We start from the raw sequence: 11,090 nt of genomic DNA on the forward strand, positions 1-11,090 counted from the left end.
CAATTCCGCATTGGATAAGATTTATTAGCTTTTGCCAAATCGTTGACTCTCGACAGCCCGAGAAATCTGGATTCAAATCAACTTGATTCGGAAGCGGCTGGGGCTCTTTCGAAATTCGGGTATCCAAGAAGTTTCGGGGGTCTACAGCATGGCGCGTGCGCATGCCGCGAACGCGTGCGTCCAATCTTCTGATTCCATCAAGGGGTTGGCGCAATCGATCGCGAAACCGGCCTATCAAAGGCTGCTGACTGCTGAGCCGGTATTGCGTCGTGCTGTCCCTACTTTGATCATCGCCTTTCTCGTCACGATCTGTCTCGGCGCCTTCGTCCAGGTGCTCGACCAGAGCCGTCAGAAGCGCGGCGCGACCAAGCGCGACCTGGCCGCGATCTCCGACCTGCTCGCCGACCGCATCGGTCATCTGGCGACGCGCCCGGACCGCATCGCCCACATCGAGCATCTGCAGAGCCTGCTGCCCGACCTGATCCCCGCCTGGGGAGCGGCGGCCGGACGCCACGTGATCGTCACCGGCGCCGACCACCGCATCCTGGCCCGGGTTCCGGTCGACGCCGCGCTCGGCGAGAACGACCGCATCCTCGATTTGATCTCGACCGCGCAGCTCTTGGCCACGCCCGGCCTGCAGGGCGCGGTCACCGAGATCACCTTGCCGAACGGCCGTCCGGCCTTCGCGGTGTCGCAGTTGATCAAGGCGCTGCCCGGCCGCGTCGTCGTGATCCAGGAGAAGCTCGAGCCGATCTGGGGCTCGGACGCCGCGCTCTCGGTGACCCTGTCGGCGACGACGGGCTTCGTCGTGCTGATCCTGGGCTTCGCCTTCCACTGGCAGTCGACCCGCGCCCGCGAGGGCGACCTGATCAACGACGCCGTGCGCGGCCGCATCGACACCGCGCTCAATCGCGGCCGCTGCGGGCTGTGGGACTGGGACCTGTCGCGCGGGCGCATCTTCTGGTCGAACTCGATGTTCGCGATGCTCGGCCTGGAAAACCGCACCGACCTCCTCACCTTCGGCGAGGTCAACGCGCTGGTGAACTCCGATGACATCGACCTGTTCGAGATCGCCGACCAGCTCGTCGCCGGCGACATCCACCAGATCGACCAGAGCTTCCGGATGCGCCACACCGAGGGCCACTGGATCTGGCTGCGGGTGCGCTGCGAGCTCAGCCAGGGCACCTCCGATTCCGGCCTGCACCTGATCGGCATCGCGGTCGACGTCACCGAGCAGAAGAGCCTGGTCGAGAAGACCGTCGAGGCCGACCTGCGCCTGCGCGACGCGATCGAGACGATCTCGGAAGCCTTCGTGCTGTGGGACGCCAATAACCGGCTGGTGCTGTGCAACTCGCATTTCCAGAAGCTGCACAAGCTGCCGGACTCCGCCGTGATCCCCGGCACCTCCTATGAGACCGTCATCGAGGTCGGCAAGATGCCGGAGATCCGCACCCGGCTGCACGACCACAGCCAGCAGGCGCCGGGCGGGCGCACCTTCGAGGCCCAGCTCGACGACGGCAGCTGGCTGCACATCAGCGAGCGCCGCACCAAGGACGGCGGCTACGTCTCGGTCGGCACCGACATCACCCGCATCAAGGAGCACGAGCAGAAGCTCGTCGACAACGACCTGCGCCTGCGCGCCACCGTGATCGACCTGCAGCGCTCGCAGAGCGCGCTGGAGCGCCAGGCGATCGAGCTCGCCGACCTCGCCGAGAAGTACTCGCAGGAAAAGACCCGCGCCGAGGAAGCCAACCAGACCAAGTCGAAATTCCTCGCCAATATGAGCCACGAGCTGCGCACGCCGCTCAACGCCATCATCGGCTTCTCCGAGATCATGGGCAGCGGCATGTTCGGCTCGCTCGGCTCGGAGAAGTACCAGGAGTACTGCCACGACATCCTGACCTCGGGTCAATATCTGCTCGAGGTGATCAACGACATCCTCGACATGTCGAAGATCGAGGCCGGCCGCATGAAGCTCGACATGGAGCCGCTCGACCTCGCCAAGACGCTGGCGGAATCGCTGCGCGTCGTCTCCGGTCGCGCCCTGGACAAGAGCCTCGTGCTCGACGCCGACATCGGAGGCAGCATCCCGGTCGTCGCCGACCGTCGCGCCACCAAGCAGATCATGGTCAACCTGCTGTCGAACGCGGTGAAGTTCACCCCCGAAGGCGGCCGTGTCACGATGCGGAGTCGCGTGTTCGAGGACAAGGTCGTGCTCATCATCGCCGACACCGGCATCGGCATCCCTGCGCAGTCGCTGGCGCGCCTCGGCCGCCCGTTCGAGCAGGTCGAGAGCCAGATGACCAAAACCTATCACGGCTCCGGGCTCGGCCTCGCCATCGCCCGCTCGCTGGCCCAGTTGCACGGCGGCTCGATGCGGCTGCGCTCGCGGCTGGAGCACGGCACCGTCGTCCGCGTGACCCTGCCCCGCGACGCGTACAAGGCCACGGCGAGCATCTCGGTCGCGGCGTGAGCGCGGCGGCCGTACTGCCGTAGCGTGGGCACTTTGCCCACCCTACGGCAACATCATCAAATCGGATTCACATCTCAAAGAGATTGCACTTCAGGATCAGGCCCCACAGGCATGACAGCGCTCTCGCGTGGCGGATGATGCCCATGCGATCGGCTTGCCCTTCGGACATGCAACGCCGACGCAGGACGCAGGCGGATGACGGCATCATGACGTCGCTTCGTGCCTAGTCAGCAACATTGGCGGAACGTGGTATTGACGCACCTGCAGGTCAGCAACTAAGGCAGTTGCTCCAAGATCTGGAGTACTGCGCGTGATCATTGCCTTCATGGTTGCCGCCTTCGCCTATCGCTTTGCCATGCTGGGCGTCTCGATCCGCAACGAAAAACGGCTGCGCGCCGACGGCGCAACCGAATACGGCGCATCCGTGTCGCGCTGGTTGGCCATCGCACATGTCGCTTTCTATCTCGCCGCGACGGCCGAGGGCCTCGTCCGGGATGCGCCGCTCGACGCCGTCAGCATCATCGGGTTCGTGATCTATCTGTTCGGCGCGGTGATGCTGCTTGTGGTGTCGCAATTGCTCGGCCGCCTCTGGACCGTCAAACTGATGCTCGCGCGCGACCACGCGCTGGTGACCCATCCGCTGTTCCGGATCGTGCGCCACCCGAACTACTTCCTCAACATCCTGCCCGAGCTGATCGGCTACGCGCTGACCCTGCACGCCTATCTCACGCTCGTGGCCGGCCTGATCATCTATGCCGTGCCACTGACCTTGCGGATCCGGCAGGAGGAGAAGATCATGCGGGAGCAATTTGCGGCGTACTGAGCGGAGCTAGCCGCTCCGCGAGTTCGCCGCGCGGACCGCAACTTTCACCAAGTGCGACGCTCGACGCCCGTGCAAGGGTTCGGTGACCATCATCGTACCCAAGGGAGCATCGCGATGCTGAAGCGGATCTGGCACGGCTGGACCACGGCGGCGGATGCCGATGCCTATGAGGACCTGCTGCGGTCAACGATCTTTCCAGGGATCATCGATCGGAAGATCGAGGGATTTCTGAGCATCGAGCTGCTGCGCAGGCCGCTCGAAGACGAGGTCGAATTCGTGACGATCATGACCTTCGCCGATCCGACGGCGGTGGTTCGCTTCGCGGGTCCGGCGCATGACGCGGCGGTGGTCCCGGCCGCGGCGCGGAAGCTGCTCAGCCGCTATGACGGCCATGCCGCGCATTATGAGCTGAAGGCCACGCGCCACGCGCAAGGTCAGAGTTCAGCGACCGCATGAGAGCCCGAAGTCTGCCGATGACGCCGGCGAGGTCGGCGACGACGCCGGCCGTCGCCACGGCAGCAACCTGGATGGCTACTCTGCGCTCGCAATGACGAGAGGAGACAGTGTGCGCCATCCTGGCGAGCGCAGCGCTGCGCCAGCGGCAACTCCGCGGACGCGCGCCTCACGCCTGCAGGCTGGGCGCGACCTCGCGGGCGATCTGGACCAGCGCCGCGATCAGCGGGGTCATCGGGTCGCGCTGCGGGATGACCAGGCCGATCTGGTAGTTGATGACGGGATCGACGATCGGGATCGAGCGCACCTTGTCGGCGAGGCCGAGCGTTTCGGCGAGCTTGGCCGGCATCACGCTGGCCCAGCGGCCGGTCTTGACATGGGTGTACAGCACCAGCAGCGAGTTCGACGTCAGCGTCGGCGTCACCTCGTTGCCGGCGGCCTTCAGAGCGCGGTCGATGATGCGGCGGTTCTGCATGTCCGGGGTCAGGAGGCACAGCGGCACCTGCCCGACCTCCTGCCAGGTCACCTGATCGCGATCGCCGAACATCGCGTCGGGCGCGGTCAGCAGCCGGTAGCTCTCGTTGTAGAGCGGGATGGTGCGGACGCGGCCGATCGGCTCGTTCTCGATGTAGGTCAGCCCGGCATCGACCTCCAGGTTCTCCAGCAGCCCCAGCACGTCGGCCGACGTGCACGACATGATGCGGAACCGGACCTCCGGATGCTTGGCGCGGAACGGCGTCGTCAGCGACGCCACCATGCCGAGCACCGTCGGCACCGCCGCGATCCGGATCTCGCCCGACAGCTTGTCCTTGAGCCCGTTGATCTCCTGGCGCATCGCGCGGAAGTCGCCGACGATGCGGCGCGCCCAGTCGAGCGTGCGCTCACCCTCCGGCGTAAAGCCCTGGAACCTGGAACCGCGCTGCACCAGCATGACGCCGAGGATCTCCTCGAGCTGCTTGATGCTGGTCGACATCGTCGGCTGGGTCACGCCGCAGGCCTCGGCCGCGCGGCCGAAATGACGCTCCTTGGCCAGCGCCAGCAGCAGTTCGAGCTTGTCAATCAAGAGGTCGGCCTTCCAGCGGTTGAAGGGCCCGGTTCCGCACGTTTTCGGCGGTGCGGGCCACGGAGAAACCTATCACGGCGCGGAGGGCCCGGACACGGTAAAACGTGGCCGCAAGCCGGTCGCGCGAGCGCCCGTTTTTCGTCAACTTGTAGCTATCTCACGATTGCGTTTCGCTATCGCAGCACGGGACTGCTTTATTGATATCTTGAGCAATTCCAATTTGGATGTGCGAAACGCTTGCAACGCAGAATCGGGATCAGGATGACGCCGGTGTACGAGACGTGGGAGGCGGCGCGCGGCGCCGAAATCATCGCCCAACATAGCGGGATGGAGGGAGCAACCTTGCCCATCCTCCATGCGTTGCAGGAGACGTTCGGCCACGTGCCGGAGGATGCCATTCCGATGATCGCATCCGCTCTGAACCTCTCGCGCGCCGAGGTTTACGGCGTGTTCACGTTCTACCATGATTTCCGGGCCAAGAAGGCCGGTCGTCACGTGCTGAAGCTGTGCCGCGCCGAGGCCTGCCAGGCCGCCGGCGGCGATGCGCTCGCGGCGCGCGCCGAAGCGAAGCTCGGCGTCGCCCTCGGCAACACCACGGCCGATGAGCGCGTCACGCTCGAGCCGATCTACTGTCTCGGCCTGTGCGCAACCGCGCCGTCGGCCATGCTCGATGGACGCCTGGTCGGCCGGCTCGACGAAGCCCGGATCGATGCTCTCGTCTCGGAGGCCCAGCGATGAGCGTGCGTCTTTTTGTCCCGTGTGATGCCGGCGCGCTCGCCGTCGGCGCCGATGAGGTGGCGCAGGCGCTGCACAAGGCCGCGCTCGAGCGCAATGTCGACATCGAAATCGTCCGCAACGGCTCGCGTGGGTTGTACTGGCTCGAGCCGCTGGTCGAACTGGAGACGGCGCAGGGCCGGTTCGGCTTCGGACCGGTGACGGCAGACGACGTGCCGTCCCTGCTCGATGCGATCGTCGCCGACAAGCCGCACAAGCTCTCGCTCGGCCTGACCGAGGAGATCCCGTGGCTGAAGCGGCAGACCCGCCTCACCTTCGCCCGCTGCGGCATCATCGATCCGCTGTCGCTCGACGACTACCGCGCCCATGGCGGCTACAAGGGCCTGACCCGCGCCCTGACGCTGACGCCCGATGCTGTGATCGCCGAGGTCACGACCTCGGGTCTGCGCGGCCGTGGCGGCGCAGGCTTCCCGACCGGCATCAAATGGAAGACGGTGGCGCAGACCGCGGCCGACCGCAAATACGTCATCTGCAACGCCGACGAGGGCGACAGCGGCACCTTCGCCGACCGCATGCTGATGGAAGGCGATCCCTTCGTGCTGATCGAAGGCATGACCATCTGCGGCATCGCGGTGGGCGCCACCAAGGGCTACATCTACACGCGCTCGGAATATCCGCACGCGATCGCGACCATGACCAAGGCGATCGAGATCGCCAGGAAGGCCGGCCTGCTCGGCGACAAGATTGCGGGCTCCAACGCCACGTTCGAGTTGGAGGTGCGCACCGGCGCCGGCGCCTATGTCTGCGGCGAAGAGACCGCGCTGATGGAGAGCCTGGAGGGCAAGCGCGGCATCGTCCGCGCCAAGCCGCCGCTGCCCGCCCATCATGGCCTGTTCGGCAAGCCGACCGTCGTGAACAACCTGCTGTCGTTCGCCGCCATCCCCTTCATCCTCGATGAGGGCGCCAAGGCCTATGCCGATTTCGGCATGGGACGCTCGCGCGGCACGATGCCGATCCAGATCGCCGGCAACGTCAAGTTCGGCGGCCTGTTCGAGACCGCGTTCGGCATCACGCTGGGCGAGTTGGTCGACGACATCGGCGGCGGCACCTTCACCGGCCGCCCGGTCCGTGCGGTGCAGGTCGGAGGCCCGCTCGGCGCCTACTTCCCCCGCGCCCTGTTCGACACGCCGTTCGACTACGAGGCGTTCGCCGCCAAGGACGGCCTGATCGGCCATGGCGGCATCGTCGTGTTCGACGACAGCGTCGACATGTCGAAGCAGGCCCGCTTCGCGATGGAGTTCTGCGCCATCGAATCCTGCGGCAAGTGCACGCCGTGCCGTATCGGCTCGACGCGCGGCGCCGAGACCATCGACAAGATCCGCCGCGGCGAGCGCGTCGCCGAGAACATCGCCCTGGTCGAAGACCTCTGCGGCACTATGAAGCTCGGATCGCTCTGTGCACTCGGCGGCTTCACGCCCTACCCTGTGCTCTCGGCGCTGAAGCACTTCCGCGAAGATTTCGGCCCCCAGCAGCCGCGCTTGCAGGCTGCGGAATAAGATATCGGGAACAAGGACACCGACCATGTCGCTCATCCACGAAACCGATTACGGCACACCGCTCTCCAAGTCCGAAAAGATGGTCACGCTCACCATCGACGGCCAGAGCATCACCGTTCCCGAGGGCACCTCGATCATGCGCGCGGCCATGGAGGCCGGAACGCAGATCCCGAAGCTGTGCGCGACCGACATGGTCGACGCGTTCGGCTCGTGTCGCCTCTGCCTCGTCGAGGTCGAAGGCCGCGCCGGCACCCCGGCCTCCTGCACCACGCCGGTGGCCGCGGGCCTCGTCGTTCACACCCAGACCGAGCGGCTGAAGAAGCTGCGCAAGGGCGTGATGGAGCTCTACATCTCCGACCATCCGCTCGACTGTCTGACCTGCGCTGCCAATGGCGATTGCGAGCTGCAGGACATGGCCGGCGCCGTCGGCCTGCGCGACGTGCGCTACGGCTATCAGGGCGACAACCACGTGTTCGCCGACGCCTGCGGCGAAGCCAATCCGGCCTGGCTGCCGAAGGACGAGTCGAACCCGTATTTCACCTACGATCCCTCCAAGTGCATCGTCTGCTCGCGCTGCGTCCGCGCCTGCGAGGAAGTGCAAGGCACGTTCGCGCTGACCATCTCCGGCCGCGGCTTCGACAGCCGGGTGTCGCCGGGCATGAGCGAGAGCTTCCTCGGTTCGGAATGCGTGTCGTGCGGCGCTTGCGTACAGGCCTGCCCGACCGCGACCCTGACCGAGAAGAGCGTGATCGAGATCGGCCAGCCGGAGCATTCGGCGGTCACCACCTGCGCCTATTGCGGCGTCGGCTGCGCCTTCAAGGCGGAGATGCGCGGCGAGGAAGTCGTGCGCATGGTGCCGTACAAGGATGGCAAGGCCAATCGCGGCCATTCCTGCGTCAAGGGCCGCTTCGCCTATGGCTATGCGACCCACAAGGAACGCATCCTCAAGCCGATGATCCGCGAGACCATCGACCAGCCCTGGCGCGAGGTCTCCTATGACGAGGCCTTCAAGTTCGCCGCCGACAAGCTGCGCGGCATCCAGGCCAAATACGGCCGCGACTCGATCGGCGGCATCACCTCGTCCCGCTGCACCAACGAAGAAACCTATCTGGTGCAGAAGCTGATCCGCGCCGGCTTCGGCAACAACAATGTCGACACCTGCGCCCGCGTCTGCCACTCGCCGACCGGCTATGGCCTTGCCACCACCTTCGGCACCTCCGCCGGCACGCAGGACTTCGACTCGGTCGAGGACAGCGACGTCATCATGGTGATCGGCGCCAACCCGACCGATGCGCATCCGGTGTTCGGCTCGCGCATGAAGAAGCGGCTGCGCCAGGGCGCCAAGCTGATCGTCGTCGATCCGCGCAAGATCGACCTCGTGAAGTCGGCGCACGTCAAGGCCGACTATCATCTGCCGCTGCTGCCCGGCACCAATGTCGCGATCCTGACTGCGCTGGCCCATGTCATCGTCACCGAGGGCCTCGTCAACGAGACCTTCGTGCGCGAGCGCTGCGATTGGAGCGAGTTCCAGGACTGGGCCGAGTTCGTCGCGCTGGAGAAGAACAGCCCCGAGGCGATCGCCAGCATTTCCGGCGTGGACCCGGAAGCGATCCGCGGCGCGGCCCGGCTCTACGCCAAGGGCGGCAACGGCGCGATCTATTACGGCCTCGGCGTGACCGAGCACAGCCAGGGCTCGACCACGGTGATCGCGATCGCCAACCTCGCGATGGCGACCGGCAATATTGGCCGCCGCGGCGTCGGCGTGAACCCGCTGCGCGGCCAGAACAACGTGCAGGGCTCGTGCGACATGGGCTCGTTCCCGCATGAGCTGCCGGGCTACCGCCACATCTCGGGCGACGCGGTGCGCGACCAGTTCGAGGCGATGTGGAACGTCAAGCTCAACCCTGAGCCGGGCCTGCGCATCCCGAACATGTTCGACTCCGCGATCGAAGGCACCTTCATGGGCCTCTACGTGCAGGGCGAGGACATCCTGCAGTCGGATCCCAACACCACGCATGTGGTGCAGGCGCTATCGTCGATGGAATGCGTCATCGTGCAGGACCTGTTCCTGAACGAGACCGCCAACTACGCCCACGTGTTCCTGCCGGGCTCGACCTTCCTCGAGAAGGACGGCACCTTCACCAACGCCGAGCGCCGCATCCAGCGGGTGCGCAAGGTGATGACCCCGCTCAACGGCATGGCCGACTGGGAGGTGACGATCGGTCTCGCCAAGGCGATGGGCTTCGAGATGAAGTACAATCACCCGTCCGAGATCATGGACGAGATCGCGGCGCTGACGCCGACCTTCGCCGGCGTCTCCTATCAGAAGCTCGAGGAGATGGGATCGGTGCAGTGGCCCTGCAACGAGAAGAATCCCGAGGGTTCGCCGATCATGCATGTCGACGGCTTCGTCCGCGGCAAGGGCAAGTTCGTGGTCACGGAGTATGTCGCGACCGACGAGCGCACCGGCCCGCGCTTCCCGCTCCTGCTCACCACGGGGCGCATCCTGTCGCAGTACAATGTCGGCGCCCAGACGCGGCGCACCGAGAACGTGGTGTGGCATGGCGAGGACGTGCTGGAGATCCATCCGCACGATGCCGAGCAGCGCGGCATCCGCGACGGCGACTGGGTGCGGCTGACCAGCCGCGCCGGCGAGACCACGCTGCACGCGCTGATCTCCGAGCGCGTCGCCCCCGGCGTGGTCTACACCACCTTCCACCACCCGCTGACCCAGGCCAACGTCATCACCACGGACTATTCGGACTGGGCCACCAACTGTCCGGAGTACAAGGTCACGGCAGTGCAGGTGTCGCAGTCCAACGGACCGTCGGACTGGCAGAAAGCCTATGACGAGCAGGCCCGCAACTCGCGCCGCATCGCCCCGGTCGTGGAGGCAGCGGAGTAGCATGACCGATGCAGTGCGCATCGCGGATCGTCTGGTCTGGCGCGACGGAGCCCTCACCGAGGGCCACCGCCGCGTGCCGGAGGAGACCGCGGTCGCACTGACCTACAATGGCGGCACCCAGGCCGTCATGATGGCGACGCCGCAAGACCTCCGCGACTTCGCCATCGGCTTCAGCCTGAACGAAGGTCTCGTCACGAGCCGAGACGACATCATCTCTCTCGACGTCGTCGAGCTGGATGACGGCATCGAGCTCAGGATGTGGCTGCCCGACGCGCAGGCCGAACGCTTGGCCGAGCGCCGCCGCAACATCGCCGGCCCCACCGGCTGCGGCCTGTGCGGCATCGATTCGATCAGCGAAGCGGTGCGGCCGGCGGCGCATGTCCCGGACGGCCGGCGTTTCGCTCCGCGCGACGTCATGGCGGCGCTTGAGGCCATCGAGCCGCTGCAGAAGCTCAATCACGAGACCCGCGCGGTGCATGCCGCGGCGTTCTGGACTCCCGCGCGCGGCATCGTCGGCTTGCGCGAGGATGTCGGCCGCCACAACGCGCTCGACAAGCTCGCTGGCCACCTCGCGCAAACGCGCTGTGCGGCGAGCGAGGGCATCGTGATCCTGACGAGCCGCGTCTCGGTCGAACTGGTGCAGAAGGCTGCTGCCATGGGCGCACCCATCATGGTCGCGGTCTCCGCCCCGACCGCGCTCGCCATTCGCATGGCCGAGGCCGCCGGCATCACGCTGATTGCGGTGGCCCGCAACGACGGCTTCGAAATCTTCACCCATCCCGAACGGATCGTCGCGAGCGCCGAGACCGGCGCGCGATCAACACAGACGGACAACACCCATGTCGCATAACCCCTCCGAGCGCCTCGTCTACATGGCCAACCAGATCGGCAAGTTCTTCCAGAGCCAGGGACAGGAGAAGGAGGTCGCCGGCGTCGCCGAGCACATCAAGAAGTTCTGGGATCCGCGCATGCTCAAGACGATCTATGCGCACCACGACGCCGGCGGCGCCGGCCTCGACCCGGCGGTGAAGGAAGCGATCGGCCGGCTGAAAGATGCGGCGGTCGCCAAGGAAAAGGCATAG

The 11,090-nt window shown here is 66.1% G+C and carries 9 protein-coding genes; 8 read left to right on the top strand and 1 reads right to left on the bottom strand.

Going from position 1 to position 11,090, the window contains the following annotated elements; all coding sequences use genetic code 11:
* Nucleotides 1–148: 148 nt before the first annotated feature.
* From QW863_RS18210 to QW863_RS18220, 3 genes are all read left to right on the top strand, one after another.
* Entirely contained in the window at nt 149–2,473 is a 2,325-nt protein-coding gene (locus QW863_RS18210) for a PAS domain-containing sensor histidine kinase (protein ID WP_315716163.1), read from the top strand.
* A 310-nt stretch (nt 2,474–2,783) separates the two neighbouring features.
* Nucleotides 2,784–3,296: an isoprenylcysteine carboxyl methyltransferase family protein gene (locus QW863_RS18215; protein ID WP_315716162.1), complete on the top strand. Its 513-nt coding sequence runs from the start codon at nt 2,784–2,786 to the stop codon at nt 3,294–3,296.
* A 114-nt stretch (nt 3,297–3,410) separates the two neighbouring features.
* Nucleotides 3,411–3,752: an antibiotic biosynthesis monooxygenase gene (locus QW863_RS18220; protein WP_315716161.1), complete on the top strand. Its 342-nt coding sequence runs from the start codon at nt 3,411–3,413 to the stop codon at nt 3,750–3,752.
* Nucleotides 3,753–3,918: 166 nt separating this feature from the next.
* On the opposite strand, the gene QW863_RS18225 is transcribed toward QW863_RS18220, so the two are convergent.
* A complete protein-coding gene (locus QW863_RS18225) occupies nt 3,919–4,812 on the bottom strand; it encodes a LysR family transcriptional regulator (RefSeq protein ID WP_315716160.1) in 894 nt (297 codons plus the stop codon).
* A 261-nt stretch (nt 4,813–5,073) separates the two neighbouring features.
* Between QW863_RS18225 and QW863_RS18230 the strand changes: the two genes are divergently transcribed.
* From QW863_RS18230 to QW863_RS18250, 5 genes are read left to right on the top strand one after another with little or no spacing between them, the layout of a single operon-like run.
* Nucleotides 5,074–5,550 carry a formate dehydrogenase subunit gamma gene (locus QW863_RS18230; protein WP_315716159.1) on the top strand — a complete coding sequence of 159 codons (477 nt, stop codon included), beginning with the start codon at nt 5,074–5,076 and terminating at the stop codon, nt 5,548–5,550.
* On the top strand, nt 5,547–7,103 hold the full coding sequence (locus QW863_RS18235; protein WP_315716158.1) for an NADH-quinone oxidoreductase subunit NuoF: 1,557 nt from the start codon (nt 5,547–5,549) through the stop codon (nt 7,101–7,103). Before QW863_RS18230 ends, QW863_RS18235 begins: the two co-directional genes overlap by 4 nt.
* Nucleotides 7,104–7,128: 25 nt before the next feature.
* Nucleotides 7,129–10,008 carry a formate dehydrogenase subunit alpha gene (gene fdhF, locus QW863_RS18240; RefSeq protein WP_315768112.1) on the top strand — a complete coding sequence of 960 codons (2,880 nt, stop codon included), beginning with the start codon at nt 7,129–7,131 and terminating at the stop codon, nt 10,006–10,008.
* 1 nt (nt 10,009) lies between these two features.
* Nucleotides 10,010–10,858, top strand: coding sequence for a formate dehydrogenase accessory sulfurtransferase FdhD (fdhD, locus tag QW863_RS18245; RefSeq protein WP_315768114.1), 849 nt, complete (start codon nt 10,010–10,012; stop codon nt 10,856–10,858).
* Nucleotides 10,848–11,090, top strand: a complete 243-nt coding sequence (locus QW863_RS18250; protein ID WP_315716156.1) for a formate dehydrogenase subunit delta — start codon at nt 10,848–10,850, stop codon at nt 11,088–11,090. The genes fdhD and QW863_RS18250 overlap by 11 nt, the downstream gene beginning before the upstream one ends.

This window comes from Bradyrhizobium sp. SZCCHNR1017 (genome assembly GCF_032381375.1).
In the GTDB taxonomy this organism is placed as follows: Bacteria; Pseudomonadota; Alphaproteobacteria; order Rhizobiales; family Xanthobacteraceae; genus Bradyrhizobium.

Coding starts and splice junctions, on each gene's coding strand:
- QW863_RS18210 (WP_315716163.1), top strand. CDS start 149: ATGGCGCGTGCGCATGCCGCGAACGCGTGCGTCCAATCTTCTGATTCC.
- QW863_RS18230 (WP_315716159.1), top strand. CDS start 5,074: ATGACGCCGGTGTACGAGACGTGGGAGGCGGCGCGCGGCGCCGAAATC.
- QW863_RS18235 (WP_315716158.1), top strand. CDS start 5,547: ATGAGCGTGCGTCTTTTTGTCCCGTGTGATGCCGGCGCGCTCGCCGTC.
- QW863_RS18250 (WP_315716156.1), top strand. CDS start 10,848: ATGTCGCATAACCCCTCCGAGCGCCTCGTCTACATGGCCAACCAGATC.
- QW863_RS18220 (WP_315716161.1), top strand. CDS start 3,411: ATGCTGAAGCGGATCTGGCACGGCTGGACCACGGCGGCGGATGCCGAT.
- fdhD (WP_315768114.1), top strand. CDS start 10,010: ATGACCGATGCAGTGCGCATCGCGGATCGTCTGGTCTGGCGCGACGGA.
- fdhF (WP_315768112.1), top strand. CDS start 7,129: ATGTCGCTCATCCACGAAACCGATTACGGCACACCGCTCTCCAAGTCC.